Annotated in this window: 17 protein-coding genes; 10 read left to right on the forward strand and 7 right to left on the reverse strand. The window is 59.6% G+C overall.

Features of this window, described 5'->3' with window-relative positions:
- The first annotated feature begins 192 nt into the window (after positions 1 to 192).
- A complete protein-coding gene (locus AC13RC_RS01025) occupies positions 193 to 1,065 on the forward strand; it encodes an MBL fold metallo-hydrolase (RefSeq protein WP_488556234.1) in 873 nt (290 codons plus the stop codon).
- 29 nt (positions 1,066 to 1,094) lie between these two features.
- Here AC13RC_RS01025 and AC13RC_RS01030 read toward each other — a convergent pair whose 3' ends face one another.
- The 3 genes from AC13RC_RS01030 to AC13RC_RS01040 form a co-directional block, all read right to left on the reverse strand.
- Positions 1,095 to 2,012: an alpha/beta fold hydrolase gene (locus AC13RC_RS01030; RefSeq protein WP_488556235.1), complete on the reverse strand. Its 918-nt coding sequence runs from the start codon at positions 2,010 to 2,012 to the stop codon at positions 1,095 to 1,097.
- A 99-nt stretch (positions 2,013 to 2,111) separates the two neighbouring features.
- Complete coding sequence (gene plsY / locus AC13RC_RS01035; RefSeq protein ID WP_488556236.1) at positions 2,112 to 2,783, reverse strand: glycerol-3-phosphate 1-O-acyltransferase PlsY; 672 nt, start codon at positions 2,781 to 2,783, stop codon at positions 2,112 to 2,114.
- A 15-nt stretch (positions 2,784 to 2,798) separates the two neighbouring features.
- Positions 2,799 to 3,170, reverse strand: coding sequence for an NIPSNAP family protein (locus AC13RC_RS01040; RefSeq protein ID WP_488556237.1), 372 nt, complete (start codon positions 3,168 to 3,170; stop codon positions 2,799 to 2,801).
- Between the two features lie 407 nt (positions 3,171 to 3,577).
- Here AC13RC_RS01040 and guaB point away from each other — a divergent pair, with 407 nt between their 5' ends.
- From guaB to AC13RC_RS01065, 5 genes are all read left to right on the forward strand, one after another.
- Positions 3,578 to 5,062: an IMP dehydrogenase gene (guaB, locus tag AC13RC_RS01045; RefSeq protein WP_113353808.1), complete on the forward strand. Its 1,485-nt coding sequence runs from the start codon at positions 3,578 to 3,580 to the stop codon at positions 5,060 to 5,062.
- A gap of 3 nt (positions 5,063 to 5,065) precedes the next feature.
- Positions 5,066 to 5,656: a hypothetical protein gene (locus AC13RC_RS01050; protein WP_113330121.1), complete on the forward strand. Its 591-nt coding sequence runs from the start codon at positions 5,066 to 5,068 to the stop codon at positions 5,654 to 5,656.
- A 98-nt stretch (positions 5,657 to 5,754) separates the two neighbouring features.
- Positions 5,755 to 6,177 (forward strand): MAPEG family protein, encoded by a 423-nt coding sequence (locus AC13RC_RS01055; RefSeq protein ID WP_488556238.1) that lies wholly within the window; start codon positions 5,755 to 5,757, stop codon positions 6,175 to 6,177.
- 144 nt (positions 6,178 to 6,321) lie between these two features.
- Positions 6,322 to 7,203: a dienelactone hydrolase family protein gene (locus AC13RC_RS01060; RefSeq protein ID WP_145322567.1), complete on the forward strand. Its 882-nt coding sequence runs from the start codon at positions 6,322 to 6,324 to the stop codon at positions 7,201 to 7,203.
- Between the two features lie 209 nt (positions 7,204 to 7,412).
- Positions 7,413 to 8,045: a TetR/AcrR family transcriptional regulator gene (locus AC13RC_RS01065; protein ID WP_145322569.1), complete on the forward strand. Its 633-nt coding sequence runs from the start codon at positions 7,413 to 7,415 to the stop codon at positions 8,043 to 8,045.
- Positions 8,046 to 8,079: 34 nt separating this feature from the next.
- Here the strand turns inward: AC13RC_RS01065 and AC13RC_RS01070 are convergent, their stop codons facing one another.
- On the reverse strand, positions 8,080 to 9,033 hold the full coding sequence (locus tag AC13RC_RS01070) for a LysR substrate-binding domain-containing protein (RefSeq protein ID WP_069612360.1): 954 nt from the start codon (positions 9,031 to 9,033) through the stop codon (positions 8,080 to 8,082).
- Between the two features lie 201 nt (positions 9,034 to 9,234).
- Between AC13RC_RS01070 and AC13RC_RS01075 the strand changes: the two genes are divergently transcribed.
- From AC13RC_RS01075 to AC13RC_RS01085, 3 genes are all read left to right on the forward strand, one after another.
- Positions 9,235 to 9,534 (forward strand): YjiS-like domain-containing protein, encoded by a 300-nt coding sequence (locus AC13RC_RS01075; protein ID WP_488556239.1) that lies wholly within the window; start codon positions 9,235 to 9,237, stop codon positions 9,532 to 9,534.
- Between the two features lie 191 nt (positions 9,535 to 9,725).
- The gene (locus AC13RC_RS01080; protein ID WP_488556732.1) at positions 9,726 to 10,304 is read left to right on the forward strand and encodes a dienelactone hydrolase family protein; all 579 of its coding nucleotides are present in this window, start codon (positions 9,726 to 9,728) and stop codon (positions 10,302 to 10,304) included.
- Positions 10,305 to 10,453: 149 nt separating this feature from the next.
- Positions 10,454 to 12,052 carry an ABC-F family ATP-binding cassette domain-containing protein gene (locus tag AC13RC_RS01085; RefSeq protein WP_488556240.1) on the forward strand — a complete coding sequence of 533 codons (1,599 nt, stop codon included), beginning with the start codon at positions 10,454 to 10,456 and terminating at the stop codon, positions 12,050 to 12,052.
- Positions 12,053 to 12,061: 9 nt separating this feature from the next.
- Here AC13RC_RS01085 and AC13RC_RS01090 read toward each other — a convergent pair whose 3' ends face one another.
- The 3 genes from AC13RC_RS01090 to AC13RC_RS01100 all read right to left on the reverse strand — a co-directional run bounded on the left by AC13RC_RS01090 (position 12,062) and on the right by AC13RC_RS01100 (position 15,558).
- Positions 12,062 to 12,940 (reverse strand): aldo/keto reductase family oxidoreductase, encoded by an 879-nt coding sequence (locus AC13RC_RS01090; protein ID WP_488556241.1) that lies wholly within the window; start codon positions 12,938 to 12,940, stop codon positions 12,062 to 12,064.
- Positions 12,941 to 13,067: 127 nt separating this feature from the next.
- Positions 13,068 to 13,937 carry a DUF937 domain-containing protein gene (locus tag AC13RC_RS01095; RefSeq protein WP_488556242.1) on the reverse strand — a complete coding sequence of 290 codons (870 nt, stop codon included), beginning with the start codon at positions 13,935 to 13,937 and terminating at the stop codon, positions 13,068 to 13,070.
- 247 nt (positions 13,938 to 14,184) lie between these two features.
- Positions 14,185 to 15,558 carry a glutamate--cysteine ligase gene (locus tag AC13RC_RS01100; protein WP_269244431.1) on the reverse strand — a complete coding sequence of 458 codons (1,374 nt, stop codon included), beginning with the start codon at positions 15,556 to 15,558 and terminating at the stop codon, positions 14,185 to 14,187.
- 243 nt (positions 15,559 to 15,801) lie between these two features.
- Between AC13RC_RS01100 and AC13RC_RS01105 the strand changes: the two genes are divergently transcribed.
- A complete protein-coding gene (locus AC13RC_RS01105) occupies positions 15,802 to 16,416 on the forward strand; it encodes a LysE family translocator (protein WP_488556243.1) in 615 nt (204 codons plus the stop codon).
- Positions 16,417 to 16,419: the final 3 nt, after the last annotated feature.

Consider the following 16,419-nt stretch of genomic DNA (forward strand, 5'->3'; position numbering starts at 1 on the left):
GGACGCAGGATTTGACATATGCTAAGAGCATGGAAATGCTAAACGCATAAAACGTCGTCCGGTCTATTAGCGGATTTGGATTGTGTTGTCATGACCAAATTTTCGGTCGTAGACGCGCAACTTCCAGGCCGCCGTCACCGGAGGCTGCGATAGGCGCAGCTTACGCTGCGCATCAACATAAGGAGTGAGTTCATGACTGCCGTCCTGCCCCCGGATACGCATCGGTTCAAATTGGGATCCTGCACCGTCACCGTCGTCAAGGACGGCGCTAACATCATGGACAACCCCTGGGAAACTTTCGGCTCGAACCAGACGCCGGACACCGTTCGCAAACTGCTGGAGCAGAATTTCCTGCCGACGGAAAAATTCGTCAACAGCTACGCGCCCGCCATCATCGACACCGGCTCCGACGTGATCGTCGTCGATACCGGCTTTGGTGCCGCCGGTCGCGCTCGTGGCCTCGGCCGCTTTCGCGAAGGGCTGAAGGCGGTCGGCTACACGCCTGAGCAGGTCACGGTCGTCGCTCTCACGCATCTACACGGCGATCATATCAATGGATTGATGGAGGAGGATGGCCCGGCCTTTCCGAATGCTCGCTACGTTGCCGGCGAGATCGAATATGGGTTCTGGACCGATACGGCGCGTGAGGGAACACCGGCGGAAGGCGGCCATAAGGCCGTCCTCGCCAATGTCGTGCCCTTCGCCGAAAAGATGACCTTCCTTAGGGATGGCGACCAGATCGTCAGCGGCATGACCGCCATGCTGGCGCCCGGCCACACGCCCGGCCATCTCGTCTTCCACCTGGAATCCGGCGGCAGCCAACTCGTCATGACCGGCGATACCGCCAACCATTATGTCCTATCGCTCGGCCGACCGGATTGGGAAGTCCGCTTCGATGCGGACAAGGCGCAGGCCGCGAAAACCCGCCGCCGCATCTTCGATATGATCGCCGCCGACCGCATTCCCTTCCTCGGCTTCCACATGCCTTTCCCCGCCGTTGGCTTCGTCGAAAAACAGTCGGAAGGTTTTCGCTACATTCCGAAAAGCTACCAGTTCGATGTTTGAAGACAGCGACTTGATGGCGGGATGTAAGCTCAAGAACGGTCGCGAAAGAGACCATTATCTTGATGCATAACGGCACGGATGGCGCCTGCAAAAGCAGCAGGCGCCTCCTGCGGCAGATTGTGTCCAACCCCTGCAATAATACGTCGTTGGTAAAACGCGGCCTTGAAATGCGGCGCGGCATGGTCGATTGCATCAGGTGGATCGACACCGTCGTCGGCACCTTGCAGAACAAAGGTTGGCACGACGATATCAGGTTGCTTGGCTAGTTCTGCCTCTATGGACTGCAGCTCTGGATCTCCGGGAGTACCGCCGAACCGATGTCGATAGGAATGAATGACGACATCCACAAAATCCGGATTTTCAAATGCCGCAAAGCTCTGTTCGTAAGTTGCGTCAACAAAACTCCATGTGGGAGACCATAGCTTCCAGATGAAACGGCAAAGCTCGCAGCGTTTCTCGCTCAGTCCTCTTCGGCCACGCTCCGAATGGAAGTAATATTGATACCAATAGCGATATTCCTCTTCGGGCGACGCGGGTTGGCCGGCGGCGGTGATGTTCTGGATGTTGTATCCCGTCCCGCAGCTTACCAAACCGCGAACACGCTCGGGCCAAAGGGCAGCGACAATACAGGCTGCCCGGCCACCCCAATCATAGCCGCCAAGCGTCGCCGAAGAAATACCAAGCGCGTCCATGAAAGCCAGAAGGTCCGAACCGAGAGCGGCTTGCTCTCCTGACCGGAAGGTTTCGTCGGAAAGGAATCGCGTCGAGCCGAATCCACGCAGGAACGGCACGAAGCAATGCCATCCATCTCCAGCGAGTCGCTCGGCCACCTGATCGTAAGCATGAATGTCATACGGGAAGCCGTGCAAAAGGATCACCGGCTGGCCGTCGGGCGGCCCGCTTTCCCGATAAGCGATTTCCAGAACGCCGGCTGTGACTGTCTTCATGTGGCATTCCTCTACCGATCAATGGTGCATCCGAGAGGCATTTCAGCATGGCAAAACCGGCTCCAGGTCACAACCGAAATTCGCAAAAGCTCCGCGCATTCAATTCCGGATCACGGCACTTCGCCCGAGACGAGGTTCCGTTCCTGTCAGCAGTCGCTGAATATTCATACGATGGCGCACGATCACATAAAGGCTACCGGCAATCACCAGCAATCGATATGGCAACGGCTGCTCCAAGCCGCAGACAAGGGCAATCGCCGTCAAAGCTGCCAGGATTGAGCCGAGAGAAACAATCCGAAAAATAGCCAGCGCAATGCCAAAAACGGTCACTGCACCTAATCCCACCGGCCAGGCTATCGCCAGCAACAGGCCAAGTCCCGTTGCGACGGATTTGCCGCCCTTAAAATTCAGCCAGATCGGGCGGCTATGCCCCAGCAAGACTGCGAGTCCCGCTAAGCAAACCGCCCACAAAACGAAGTTTTGCTGATCAAGCGCAATCGGCGGCGATATGGATGGCAACGTTTGGAGCCAAGGATAGAACCAACTGGCAAAGACGATCGCCGCGGCCCCTTTCAGTACATCGACCAGGAGCACCGCCAATGCCGGCCATTTCCCGAGTGTCCGCAATACGTTCGTTGCGCCCGTCGATTTGGAACCGAGTTCCCGAATATCAACGCCCATGAGCAGTCTCCCCGCCAGATAGCCCGTGGGTATGGAGCCGAAGAGATAGGCGATTGCCAATCCAGCGACGCTTGCTATCCAGAAACCCATGAGTGTCACCTCTGTTTAAGACTTTGCCCTTAGCACCGGCCGCAAGAAAGTTCGCTCGTAGCTGATGAATGGCGGACTCCTACCGAAGCGTTCGTTTGCGGCAATTCCGTCCGGATCGGCTGCAACACGCTCGCGGTATTGCAGGTAGGTTGTCTCATCTGGAAATGTAAATAGTGCGACCGCTATGTCGCCGGGGCCTTCTTCACCTATGCCCGGAAAGCTCACTCCCGCCTCCGCCGGCTTGTCTCTGGGTATGAAGTAGCCGTGATGCGTTCCGCGATGGCGTTCGATGAGCTCGATCCAAATCCGGCTGTAAGCTTCGAATTCCGAAATTCTATGGTGATCGATGCGGTAGCGAACTTCGCACGTAACCGGGCTTTTGAGCATTGAAAGACCATTTCTTCAACAAGCAGGCCCAAGGGCTCCTGCGTCCGGCCGACCGTGATACCTTATGCCATGGCACAGTATGTCATGGCACAATTTTCCGGAATAGACTGCCGCCGTTGCCCCTGTCGGAAGCGCCTGACGATGACGTGGAGCCGAATAACCGGGTCCGCTTCATCGAGGCCTTTGTCGATGGCCACGCCAACATCTAGCGTAAAAATCTCTGAACATTGCAGCCGAATCCCGCGCTGAAGCCAAGGCTTAGCATATCTGCCCCTCGCTTTTTGCTATTCCCTTCCTGTCATGAACGTGTTACCAGCCCTCGCCAACTTCCAAGCAACACTTGCAAGATCGCCCGGTAGACGATTCGTTCCGGGCTTTCCTGTTTTTCACAGACGAAGGAATTGGCCATGGCACGCATTATTGAAACGTCAACCGGGTTGGATGCCCTCACATTCGACGACGTGCTCCTGCAGCCGGGACACTCGGAGGTCATGCCGGGCCAGACGAATATCGCCACCCGCATCGCCCAGGACATCGAGCTCAACCTGCCGATCCTCTCCGCCGCCATGGATACGGTCACGGAAAGCCGTCTTGCGATCGCCATGGCCCAAGCCGGCGGCATGGGTGTTATCCACCGCAATCTGACACCGGTGCAGCAGGCCGAAGAGGTCCGCCAGGTCAAGAAGTTCGAAAGCGGCATGGTGGTCAATCCGGTCACCATCGGCCCCGACGCCACGCTTGCCGAAGCGCTTGCTCTGATGAAGGCCCACGGCATTTCCGGAATCCCGGTCGTCGAAAAGTCGCACCGCCTCGTCGGCATCCTCACCAATCGCGACGTCCGCTTCGCCTCCGACCCCTCCCAGAAGATCTTCGAGCTGATGACCCGCGAAAATCTGGTCACGGTCGCAGAAAGCGTCCAGCAACAGGAAGCCAAGCGCCTGCTGCACAAGCACCGCATCGAAAAGCTGCTTGTCGTTGACGCTGACAGCCGTCTGGTCGGTTTGATCACCGTCAAGGATATCGAGAAGTCGCAGCTGAACCCGAACGCTTCGAAGGATGCTCAGGGCCGCCTGCGCGCTGCCGCCGCCATCAGCGTCGGCGATGACGGTTTCGAACGTGCCGAACGCCTGATTGAGGCTGGCGTCGACCTTCTGGTCGTCGATACCGCCCATGGTCACTCGCAACGCGTTCTCGATGCCGTCACCCGCGTCAAGAAGCTGTCCAACTCCGTCCGCATCATGGCCGGCAATGTCGCCACCTATGACGGCACGCGGGCGTTGATCGATGCCGGCGCTGACGCCGTCAAGGTCGGTATCGGCCCCGGCTCCATCTGCACGACCCGCATCGTCGCTGGTGTTGGTGTGCCGCAGCTCGCAGCCATCATGTCGGCGGTCGAGGCTGCGCAGGCTCAGAACATTCCCGTCATCGCCGATGGCGGCATCAAGTTCTCCGGCGACCTGGCAAAGGCGATCGCCGCCGGCGCTTCCGCAGCGATGATCGGCTCGCTGCTTGCCGGTACGGATGAAAGCCCGGGCGAGGTTTATCTCTACCAGGGCCGCTCCTTCAAGGCCTATCGCGGCATGGGCTCCGTCGGCGCCATGGCGCGCGGCTCGGCCGACCGCTACTTCCAGGCCGAGGTCCGCGACACGTTGAAGCTCGTGCCGGAAGGCATCGAAGGCCAGGTTCCCTATAAGGGGCCTGTCTCCGGCGTGCTGCATCAGCTCGCAGGCGGCCTCAAAGCGGCCATGGGCTATGTCGGCGGTGCCGACCTCAAGGATTTCCAGGAGCGCGCGACCTTCGTGCGCATCTCCGGCGCGGGCCTGCGCGAAAGCCATGCCCATGACGTCACGATCACCCGCGAAAGCCCGAACTATCCGGGCGCAGGCGGCTGATTGATGGCAGATCGCGCTTCGGGCAACGCCAGGTCCTTACAGGGCCTGGCGGCGATCCTTGCGGCCCTTTCGCTGGCACTCTTCGCCTGGATTTATGCCGGCTTCGCCCGAGCCTTCAGCGATGCCGCAGCCGGCCAGTCGATGCTTGATGTGCGCATCGGCGGCTATGAGAGCGAAGATGTCATCGCCATGCTGCGCTATCTCAAGGAGCATCCCGATCCGGCCGCGATCCTGCATTCCATGTATCTCGGGCCGGAGCTGATCTTCCCGCTGGTGCTGGGCGGGTTGCTGTTTTGCCTGATGCGGCTGGTCGGCCCCGGCGGTTTTTTCTTCGGCCGGCCGATCCCACCGGGTGGGACCACGGTCATTTTCTGCCTGCCGATCTTTTATACGCTTGTCGATTATGCCGAGAATATCGCCGGCCTGATGCTCTATCCGCCGGCAATGCCCTCCGATGCCACGGTATCGCTGCTTGCGACCCTCCTGCCCATCATCATCAGGCTGAAATTTCTGACGCTGGTTGTGACAGTGATTCTGCTGGCCCGTTTTGCGATTTTTCGCTACCTATCGCGCGACAGTTCCAAACCGTCCTGATCGACTACAGTGCCGCGCGTCATATGCGACGCGCAAAGGTCGCTGTAGCATTTTAGATCTACTGTATGGCTTTCGGAAGTTCCAAAGGAGTTGGCCGCGTGACAGGCTATGAAATGTTCTGGCCCATGGTGGCGCATGCGGTACTGGTTTTCATCCTCTATGCGCTCCTGGGATGGCGCCGCCGTGTGCTGGTGAAGGCTGGCCGCATTCAGCCAGAGCAATTCCGCGAAAATCATGCAGCCGATGAGCCAGCGGAAAGCTTGGTAGTGCGAAACAGCCTCGCCAATCAGTTCGAACTTCCCTTGCTCTTCCATGCCTGCTGCATCGTACTCTACACCACACAGGCCGATAATCTGGCGGCCGTGATCCTCGCCTGGATTTTTGTCGCGGCACGCTACGCTCATGCCTTCGTGCATGTGACCAGCAACGATCTGCGGTATCGCAGCCCGCTTTTCGCTCTCGGCTTTGCGGTGCTTGTCTTTATGTGGGCCTGGCTGGCCATCTGGCTCACCTTCTCCTGATGCAGGATGACGACCGCAGCCGCAACCTGCGGTAACGCTTTTGTGTTTTTCCTTTCCCATTGCGGTGAGATCCGCTGACCTATCTTGTCAGCGGGTGGCCGGTCGTTTGTTGCCTGCTGCCGGGGAAACAGGGAGAACAGGATCATGAGCACGGAAAAGCCCGTTGTGACGCAGGCGATGATCAACGCCTATGACGAATACACGCATCTGACGCTCGATCGTCGGGGCTTCATGGAAAAGTTGACCAAGCTCGCAGGCTCGGCCGGGGCCGCCGCTGCCATCGCGCCGCTGCTTGCCGCCAACAAGGCGAGTGCCGAGATCATTGCCGCCGATGACAGCAGGCTGGAAACGAAGGATGTGACTTTTGCCGGCAGCAAGGGTGAGATGAAGGGGTATCTCGCCCGCCCGAAAGATGCGGCCGGCAAGCTCGGTGGCGTCATCGTCATCCACGAGAACCGAGGCCTCAACCCGCATATCCGCGATGTCGCCCGCCGCGTGGCGCTGGAAGGTTTCGTGGCGCTGGCGCCGGATTTCTTGTCTCCGCTGGGCGGGACGCCCGAGGATGAGGACAAGGCGCGCGACATGTTCACCAATCTCGATCCGGCATTGACGGCCGCCAATGCCGAAGCGAGCCTGACTTACCTCGCAAAGACGGATGGCGCCAACGGCAAGGTCGGTGCCGTCGGCTTCTGCTGGGGTGGCGGCCTAGTCAACCGTTTTGCGACCATCTCGCCGGAGCTGAAGGCAGGCGTTGCCTATTACGGCGCGCAGCCGCCCGCGGGCGAGGTTCCGAAAATCAAGGCGGCCCTATTGCTACACTATGCCGGCCTCGACGATCGCATCAACGCCGGTATCGATGCCTATCGCAAGGAGTTGCAGGCAGGCGGTAAGACCTTCGAAATCTTCGTCTATGAAGGCGTCAATCATGCTTTCAACAATGACACCTCGGCCGCCCGTTACGACAAGAAGGCAGCCGATCTCGCCTGGGGAAGGACGGTGGAATTCTTGAAGAAATACGTGTCCTAGAACGACACAAATCGCCGACGTTGACGTGTCGGCGATCGGTTGGTTACGAGGGCGAAACCATGTTTCGGCCTCGTTTTCCGGAGTCTGATTACGGCTCCTAAGTGATGATTAAAATTGAGCTTTTCCCGTTTACGCGCATTGAACGCGTCTGGTGTCATAGCGTCTGCGCGCTTGAGCGCCGTTCAGTGTGAGAATGAAACGGGAAGAGCATGAATCCGGATAGTCCCGACCGCATTACGTTCCGAAAGAGGCCACAGCAGGAGCGAAGCATCCAGCGTGTCGATGCCATTCTGTCGGTCGCGGCCGCGCTGATCGCCGAGAAGGGGGTGAGCGCAATGAAGATGACCGAGCTGGCTGCGGTTGCCGCGATCCCGATCGGCTCCGTCTATCAGTATTTTCCGGACAAGGCGGCGATCGTCCGTGCCTTGCTCGAACGGCATTCCAGCCGCATCAGGCTAAAGGTCGGAGAGGCTTTTGCCTTCGTGACATCGCTCGATCACGCCATCGAGCTCGTCTGCACCATGATCGATTGGTATTATCGCGAGTTTCGCAGCGATCCCGCCTATCTCGGCGTCTGGCTAGGTACGGACATCGACAGGGATATCCTTCAGCTCAACATTCAACACAGCAATCGTGTCGCCGAAATTTTCCTGGACAGCATTCGGCCTTTTCTGCCGGCTGGAAGCCGCATCGACCTCGAGGCGCGCACGCAGCTGTTCAGCCATCTGATCGGCGCATCCGTCCGCTTTGCCATCATGAGCGACGACGAGATGGCAAAGCGCATGTTGCACGAATGGAAGCAGGTGATCCGCGCCACCCTGCTGGCCGAGCCGGAGCAGTAACCACTCGAAAGTAACAGGCTGGTGCGCTTCGATCTCACCAGCCCGGTAGAATGTGCCCAGCGCGCAGGCGCGGATAGAATCGCGTGTAGGTTTTCACCTCGCCATCAAGATCGTCATCCACAGCAGCCGGCGTGATGTTGTCGAGGCAGGCCGAGATATGCGCGGTGATGGCATTCATCAGCGACACGGAAAGGCCGGCCCGCTTCATGATGCCGATCTGCACCGGCGGCAGCGGTGGGAAGCCATCGGCTTGGGTCAGTACCTTCATGCCGGTCCTGAGCGCCGATTCCGGCATGACCGATACCGCCATGCCAGCAAGTACGGCTGCGGCAACGACAGTGCAAGACCAGCTGGTGAACAGGATCTGATAGTCGCGGCCGCCGGCATCAAGCGCCGAGCAGGCGAGCTGGCGCCACTGACAATCACGACGGCCGACGGCGAGCGGAATGGGCGCATCGTCGCGAAGCGGATGGTTGGCAGAGCCGACCCAGCAGAGCGGCTCCGTTCGAACGACGTCCGACATGCGTTCGCGCGGATTGTGGGTGACGAGCGCAATATCGAGCTCGCCGCGATGCATGCGCTCGGCAAGGTCGACCGAGGGCTCGCAGACGATGTAGAGCTCGACATTCGGATGCGTCTTGGCGAAGCGGCCGATGATTTCCGGCATATAGCGGTCGGCATAATCGTCTGGCGTGCCGATGCGCAGCGTGCCTTCGAGACGGTTGTCATCGAAAGCGGCGATGGCCTCGTTGTTCAGGCGAATGATGCGGCGGGCATAGTTCAGCAGCTTGTCGCCTTCCGCCGTCAGGCGGTTGCCGCGTCCATCCTTGATGAAAAGCTGCTTGCCGACGCGCTCTTCCAGCCGGCGCATCTGCATGGAGACGGCCGATTGTGTCTTGAACACCCGGTCGGCCGCCTTGGTGAAGCTTCCGGAATCCACGATTGCGATGAAGGTCTGCAACTGATCGATATCAAGCGGCGCGGACATGGGCTCACCTATAAAGGAGTTTGATAGTTATCATTAGAAACATTCGTTGGACTGATCAATAGGCCTTTGGCATCTTCTGAATGTAATTCAGCATACCAATCGAACAGAAACACCTGTCGAACTCCTCCCGGCCTACGCCCCTTTTCCGGATCGCCGAAAAGGGGCTGGGCTCGCGTGTGCCCAAAGAAAAGGAATACGGAAATGCGCACGACAGATCGGGCCTTTGACCTCGGCCTAGCAACGCCATCGCTGTCGCTGACGGCACGGGTTATGCTTGCTTTGAGCAATGTCGCATCGATCTGGCGCGCAATCCGAAATCGCAAGGAAATCGAATATCTGAATGAGCTGAACGACAGCCAGCTGCACGATATCGGCCTCACCAGGCAGGATCTGAACGCTGCGCTGACCACCTCGACCTTCTTCGGGGATCCGTCCGGCCATCTCACCAATTCCGCGCGTCGCTGCACGCGCCTCTCTGCCTCCAGCAGCTTAAGAGGCTGATGGCGGACAATAGTTTCCCCGCAGGGTGATAGCCAATAAGCCCTGCCTCTTTCCCGGTGTTCGGCCCAAGGGCCAACACCGGGTTTTTTCTTTCTGAAGACCGTGTTTCCGCCATAGATCATGCGCGGGCAAGTTGCTTCCGGCGGCAACTGTCTTATCTAACGACCTGATCCGATAATAGGGAAGCGATGATGGCAACTGTGATCTTCTTCCATTCCGTCTATGGCCTGCGCTCGCTCGAGCATGAGGCGGTCGAGCGTGTGCAGGCGGCCGGACACAAGGCTTTCGCGCCGGATCTCTATGACGGGCTGATCGCCCGATCGATCGAAGAAGGGTTCGAATTCAAGGACGAGATCGGCTGGCCGACGATCTGCGAGCGCGCCGAATGGGCGTTGGCCGGTCTGCCGGCCTCGACCGTGCTGGCGGGCTTTTCGATGGGCGCCGCCGTCGCCGCCAGCCTCTGGCCGAAGCGGGAAAAGACCGCCGGCATCCTGTTCCTGCATGGCATTGCCTCCATCGCCGAAAATGCCCGCAAGGGTCTGCCCCTGCAGCTTCATCTGGCAGATCCCGATCCGTTCGAACCGGAGGAAGACGTTGCCACCTGGCGGCAAGGCGTCACCAAGTCCGGCGTCGCGGCAGAAATCTTTCGGTATCCGGGCGGCGGCCACCTATACACCGATGCCAGCCTGCCGGATTATAACGCCCAGGCCGCCGATCTCACCTGGAAGCGTGTCATCGACTTCCTTGGCGCCATCGATGCCAATACATGAAATGCCTGCATCTTCGCTCGCAGGACTTGAACTGATGATGCCGCTCGCCTAATTTATGAGCATCGTTGATACCAACAGGATGTGTGCAGCAATGGATTCCATCTCGACCGCAATGCCGTTCAGCCTTGCCATCGAGGACATCCTTGCTCATGCCCATATCCATCGTTCTATCCAATCTTTCGTGGTCCACGCCTGACGGCCGGCCGCTTCTTTCCCATCTCGATCTCAGCTTCGGCGCCGAGCGCACCGGCCTTGTCGGACGCAACGGCGTCGGCAAGACGACGCTGATCAAGCTGATCTCCGGCGAGCTGCAGCCGCAATCCGGCAGCATCTCGTTCAACGGCCGATTGGGAATCCTGCGCCAGAGCGTGCAGGTGGAGGCGGACGAAACTGTCGCCGATCTCTTCGGTGCAAGCGAAGCCCTTGCTGTCCTGAAGCGGGCGGAAGCCGGCGAGGCGACCAATGATGAACTCGCATTGGCTGACTGGACGCTCGAGTCACGCATCGCCGCGGCTCTTGATCGTGTCGGGCTGGACGTCGTCCCGGAAACGCCTCTGGCGACCCTGTCGGGGGGACAGCGCACTCGTTGTGGACTTGCTGCCCTTATCGTCGACGATCCTGATTTCCTGATCCTCGACGAACCCACAAACAATCTCGATCGCGACGGCCGCGCAGCTGTCATCGATCTGCTTGCGGGCTGGAGGGCAGGTGCCATCGTCATCAGCCACGATCGCGAGTTGCTCGACACCATGGATGTGATTGTCGAACTGACATCGCTCGGCGCCTCGCGTTATGGCGGCAACTGGACGCAGTATCGTGAACGCAAGGCGCTGGAGCTTTCCGCCGCCGAACATGATTTTACCGAGGCAGAGAAGCGTGTCGCCGAAGTGGAAAGAAGTGCCCAGGCGGCCATCGAACGGCAGGCACGGCGAGACAAGGCGGGCCGGAAGATGGCGGCCAAGGGCGGTATTCCGCGCATCATGCTCGGTGGCTTGAAGGAGCGAGCCGAGATGACAAGCGCGGAGAATACGCGGCTCGCCGAACGTCGCCGCGCCCAGGCTCTGCAGGACGCCGCTGCTGCCCGCGAGAAGATCGAGATACTGCAGCCCCTGACCGTGAAGCTGCCGACATCGGGATTGCCAGCAAACAGGATCGTCCTCAAGATGGAAGGCGTCACTGCTGGCTACGAGCCAGAGCGGCCAATCCTGCGCGACTTCAATTTCATCATGACGGGGCCGGAGCGCGTTGCCATCACCGGGCCGAACGGCTCGGGCAAGACGACACTGCTGGCGCTGGTCTCCGGCGCGCTAAAACCCTGGAGCGGCACGGTGCGGGTCGTCCATTCCGCTTTGCTGGACCAAAGGGTCAGCCTTCTCGATCGATCGATTTCGATCCGCGACAATTTCCGCAGGATCAACCCGGATGCGGATGAAAATGCCTGCCGGGCTGCCCTGGCGCGCTTTATGTTCCGGGCTGATGCCGCGTTGCAGACCGTCTCCAGTCTGAGCGGCGGCCAGCTTCTGCGCGCCGGGCTTGCCTGCGTGCTCGGCGGCACGGTGCCGCCATTGCTGCTGATCCTCGACGAACCGACCAACCATCTCGATATCGACTCAATCGCCGCGGTCGAGGCCGGGCTGCGAGCCTATGACGGCGCGCTTCTGGTCGTCAGCCACGACGAGGTGTTTCTCGACAATATCCGCATAGAGAGACGGCTCGAACTGCCTACTCGAGCCGTTTCGGATCGGTAGGTAGGTGCGTCAGGCGTGGCCGGCGCCGGCGATGCGATCGAGTTCGGCGATCGCATCCTCCGGCAGCTTGAGTTCCGCAGCCGCGATGTTCTCCCTGAGATGCGTAAGCGACGACGTACCTGGAATGAGCAGGATATTGGGGGCACGCTGCAGCAGCCAGGCAAGAGCCACCTGCATGGGCGTTGCGTTCAGCCGGGCAGCGACATCGGAAAGCGCTGAGGACTGCAGCGGCGTGAAGCCGCCGAGCGGGAAGAACGGCACATAGGCGATCCCGTCGCGCTCAAGCTCATCAACCAGCGCGTCATCCGTACGCTGCGCCAGATTGTAGAGGTTCTGGACGCAGACGATCTCGGTGATCTTGCGTCCCTCGGCAATCTGGCTGCGTGTGACGTTGCTCAGCCCGATATGGCGCACCAGACCCTGCTGCTTAAGTTCCGCAAGGGCGGTCAGTGGTGCCTCGATCGAACCCTCGGTCGGGTGGTGCGGGTTGATCATGACGCGGAGATTGACGACGTCGAGTACATCCAGCCCCAGATTGCTTAGATTATCGTGCACCGCGTGCTTCAGCTCATCGGCGGAGAAGGCCGGGAGCCAGGAGGCATCTGCACCGCGCCGTGCGCCGATTTTTGTGACGATGACGAGATCGTCGCGATAGGGATGGAGCGCTTCCCGGATCAGCTGGTTGGTTACATGCGGACCGTAGAAATCGCTGGTATCGATATGGTCAATGCCGGAGGCGATGGCTTCGCGCAGAACCGCGAGTGCCGTCTCGTGGTCCTTCGGCGGGCCGAACACGCCGGGGCCTGCAAGCTGCATGGCACCGTAGCCGAGCCGTTTGACCTTGAGGTTGCCGAGGGTGAAGCTTCCGGATTGATCGATGCTGGACATGGCTATCTCCTTTTCAAGATGAAAGCAGAAATAGGCTCAGTCGCAGTGTATGATAACCGGGCGCAATGTGTACGGGCTGTGCGGAATTGCGAACAGTGAGCAGGAATCGAAAGCGAGTAGCCAAGCATCACTTCTGTTTCTGAGCAGGCTTGTCCTCGCTCTTCAAATAGCTGTCGAAGATCGCTTCCATGTTTTTCTGATAGGTCTTCTGCACTTCGAGGCCGCTGTCGAACATGGCGTTGAACATCTCGGTATAGGCCGCCATGTCGACGCCGGCGGCGGGCTTGGCCTTCGGTTCTTCCTTCGGCGGCTCTGATGGCATCGGGAAGTTCTTCATCATGTCCTGAAACGCCTTGGCGAAGGGATTGTCGAGGAAAGGATTGGTCGGCGCCGGCTTCTCGCGCTTGACCGAATCGGCGCCGAACATCAGCTCCATTGCCTGGGTGAAGGGATTGTCGAAGATGCTCGCCTGCGGCGTCGGCTGCTGCTTGGGCGCAAAGCCGATGCTCTGCAGCCAGCCCTGCATCATCTCGCCCATATCGGTGTTGAGGAAGGGATTGGCCATCTGCGGGATCTGGCCGCTGGTTTCCTTGAAGAGACCGCCCATCAGCGTATCCGCCATGGCCGGCAGCATGCGCTTGTAAATCTCCTGGCCGATGCCGGTCATCTGTGCGGCCTGAGCAGCGATCGCGCGAGAAACGTCCTTCGAGCCGAACAGTCGTCCGAGCACGGCATTGCCGTCGGCAATGCCCTCGGGCGTAAAGGCCTTGGTCATGTCCTCGAAATATTTGGCATAATTGCCGGACGAGATATCCCGCATCACGCCGACGAAATTATAGGGATCGGTGGCGCTGCGCTTGAAGCCGGAGGAAAAGGCCGGCATCAGAGCGGCCATGGCCTTCGTCGCCTGCTCCTGCGCCAGATTGAACTGCTTGGCCATGGCGTCCGTGGCGGCGCCATTCTGTGCCTGCATCATCATGTCGAAGAGTGGCAGCATCGAAGTCCCTTTCCCCGCTAGAGCGTGATGCCGAAAAGTGTAGGCGGTTTTCGGATGACATCACGCTCTATTTCTTTGATTCTAGAGCGGATTCAGATTTTAGGTCGAACAGACCTAAAATCATCCGGCTCTAGGAGGCCGCTTCGGAATCAGGCGGCGCTTGATTCCGATAGTATAGCGGAAAAGGGAGGGCGCATACCGGTTTCTGCCGTGAAGTCGCTGGGCAACGACGGCAGATAAGCGCCTATCAGTACTGATATTCCTCGAAGATCGGCTCGACCGACTGGTTCCAGCGGCCGTTGTAGAGCATCAAGAGATCGTCGGCGAGCGTGCCCTTCTTGGCGAGCACTTCGTCGAGCGGTGCGAGGAAGACGGTTTCATCCTGCCCGTCGCCATTCAAGCGATTGCGGTTCTTCAGCCCGAGACGGGAAATGCCGACCACTTCGCGAGCGATTTCGAGGAGGCCATGGCCCTTGATCGCCGCCTTCAGGCCCTGTGCCGGTACGACGTTCCGCAGCGCATTGACCTCTTGGAAGTTCCAGTCCTTGGTCAGCTCGTCGGCGGCTGTCAGTGCCTCGTCGTCATAGAGTAGGCCGACCCAGAAGGCCGGCAGCGCACAGATGCGGCGCCAGGGGCCGCCGTCCGCGCCGCGCATCTCAAGGAAGCGCTTGAGGCGGACATCGGGGAACAGCGTCGAGAGATGGTTCGTCCAGTCGCCCATCGTCGGCTCCCAATCGGCGATCTCACCCTTCAGCGCACCGTCCATGAACTGGCGGAAGGTGACGTGCGTACAGTCGTGATAGCGGCCGTCACGAACGACGAAATACATAGGCACATCGAGCGCCCACTTCACATAGTCTTCGAAGCCGAAATCATCCCTGAAGGTGAAATCGAGCAGGCCGCCGCGGCGGTTGTCTGTATCTTTCCATATTTCGCCGCGCCAGGAGGAAAGCCCGTTTGGCTTGCCATCGGTGAAAGGGGAGGAGGCGAAGAGCGCCGTTGCCAGCGACTGCAGTTTCATCGACACGCGCATCTTGCGGCGCATGTCGGCTTCCGACGAAAAGTCGAGGTTCACCTGGATGGTGCAGGTGCGGTACATCATGTCGAGACCCATGGTGCCGACCTTCGGCATGTAGCGGGTCATGATCTCATAGCGCGATTTCGGCATGCGCGGCGTTTCGGCGAGCGTCCATTTCGGGCTGCCGCCGATGCCGAGGAAGCGGATGCCCATCGGCTCGGCAATTTCGCGCACCGTCGCTAGATGGGCATTCGATTCTTTACAGGTCTGGTGAATGGTTTCGAGCGGCGCGCCGGAGAGTTCGAACTGCCCGCCCGGCTCGATCGAGATGGCGCCCATGCCCGAGGGTTCACCGAGCCCGATGATATTGTCACCGTCCATGATGGGATCCCAGCCGCTCTTCTTCTGCAGCCCCGTGAGGAGCGCGGAAATGCTGGCCTCGCCGAAATAGGGCACAGGGCTGTTGTCGGCGCGGAAGAACACGAATTTCTCGTGCTCGGTGCCGATGCGAAATTTCTCCTGCGGTTTGCAGCCTGCGGCCAGATAGGCCGTCATTTCCGAGACCGAGGAGAGCGGAGTCTGGTCGGTAGTATCGCGCGCCATGGTATTACCTTAGATCTCGGAGGAGAACCCGCGCAAGCCGCAGGTCAATAGGAGGGTGATTGACGCGGATTGAGGTACGGTGCAAGTGAATTTCTTTCAAGGGTCGTTCAAAAAAATAGGATTTTATGTCTCGCAACTGCATCACAGCCGTGTCAGCCACCGGCACATTTGCACAAGCGTTCAAGACATCCCGCTAGTCACGCCGATAGCTTTGCTTCCACTGACATCAGGCGGAGCACATCGATGAACGGTCCGAACGGCCTTTACTATCCTATACTGACGCTGCTTCTGGCTTCGCTCGTCATCATGGGAAGTCCCGGTCCCTCGACCATCAGCGCGACGGCGATGGGAGCGGCCTACGGCTTCCGACGGTCGCTCGGTTACGTCTCCGGCCTTATTGCGGGCACCGTGGCTGTTCTGCTCGCGGTAGCGGCTGGCGTCGTTGCCGTCCTGCTGTCGGTGCCGCATGGTGCCCTCCTGCTGACTGTGGTCTCGGCGCTCTATATCCTTTATCTCGCCTTCAAGATCGCCACCGCGCCGCCGCTGTCTCGCCGCGACGATCAGATCGCGGCGCCTGCCTTTTCCGGTGGGTTCCTGCTGGCCATCGCCAATCCCAAGGCCTATCTCGCGATCGCAGCCGTCTTTGCCGGTGTCAGCCTGGTTCAGGATCAGAGGCTGCTCGACGCCGCCGCCAAGATCGCGCTGCTCACGGCCATGATTGTCGCCATCCATATGGTCTGGCTTCTCGTTGGTGCTTCCCTATCCCGTTTCCTTCAAGATCCGAAGATCTCGCGGATCGTCAACATCTCGCTGGCGATCCTGCTGATCGTTGCGACCGTCGCTGCCATACTTGAGTGAAGC

The organism is Martinezella sp. CNPSo 3890 (genome assembly GCF_057784455.1).

Excerpts from the sequence above, each read along its gene's own strand:
- AC13RC_RS01025 (WP_488556234.1), top strand. The coding sequence starts at position 193 with ATGACTGCCGTCCTGCCCCCGGATACGCATCGGTTCAAATTGGGATCC.
- AC13RC_RS01030 (WP_488556235.1), bottom strand. The coding sequence starts at position 2,012 with ATGAAGACAGTCACAGCCGGCGTTCTGGAAATCGCTTATCGGGAAAGC.
- plsY (WP_488556236.1), bottom strand. The coding sequence starts at position 2,783 with ATGGGTTTCTGGATAGCAAGCGTCGCTGGATTGGCAATCGCCTATCTC.
- AC13RC_RS01040 (WP_488556237.1), bottom strand. The coding sequence starts at position 3,170 with ATGCTCAAAAGCCCGGTTACGTGCGAAGTTCGCTACCGCATCGATCAC.
- guaB (WP_113353808.1), top strand. The coding sequence starts at position 3,578 with ATGGCACGCATTATTGAAACGTCAACCGGGTTGGATGCCCTCACATTC.
- AC13RC_RS01050 (WP_113330121.1), top strand. The coding sequence starts at position 5,066 with ATGGCAGATCGCGCTTCGGGCAACGCCAGGTCCTTACAGGGCCTGGCG.
- AC13RC_RS01060 (WP_145322567.1), top strand. The coding sequence starts at position 6,322 with ATGAGCACGGAAAAGCCCGTTGTGACGCAGGCGATGATCAACGCCTAT.
- AC13RC_RS01065 (WP_145322569.1), top strand. The coding sequence starts at position 7,413 with ATGAATCCGGATAGTCCCGACCGCATTACGTTCCGAAAGAGGCCACAG.
- AC13RC_RS01070 (WP_069612360.1), bottom strand. The coding sequence starts at position 9,033 with ATGTCCGCGCCGCTTGATATCGATCAGTTGCAGACCTTCATCGCAATC.
- AC13RC_RS01075 (WP_488556239.1), top strand. The coding sequence starts at position 9,235 with ATGCGCACGACAGATCGGGCCTTTGACCTCGGCCTAGCAACGCCATCG.
- AC13RC_RS01080 (WP_488556732.1), top strand. The coding sequence starts at position 9,726 with ATGGCAACTGTGATCTTCTTCCATTCCGTCTATGGCCTGCGCTCGCTC.
- AC13RC_RS01085 (WP_488556240.1), top strand. The coding sequence starts at position 10,454 with ATGCCCATATCCATCGTTCTATCCAATCTTTCGTGGTCCACGCCTGAC.
- AC13RC_RS01090 (WP_488556241.1), bottom strand. The coding sequence starts at position 12,940 with ATGTCCAGCATCGATCAATCCGGAAGCTTCACCCTCGGCAACCTCAAG.
- AC13RC_RS01095 (WP_488556242.1), bottom strand. The coding sequence starts at position 13,937 with ATGCTGCCACTCTTCGACATGATGATGCAGGCACAGAATGGCGCCGCC.
- AC13RC_RS01100 (WP_269244431.1), bottom strand. The coding sequence starts at position 15,558 with ATGGCGCGCGATACTACCGACCAGACTCCGCTCTCCTCGGTCTCGGAA.
- AC13RC_RS01105 (WP_488556243.1), top strand. The coding sequence starts at position 15,802 with ATGAACGGTCCGAACGGCCTTTACTATCCTATACTGACGCTGCTTCTG.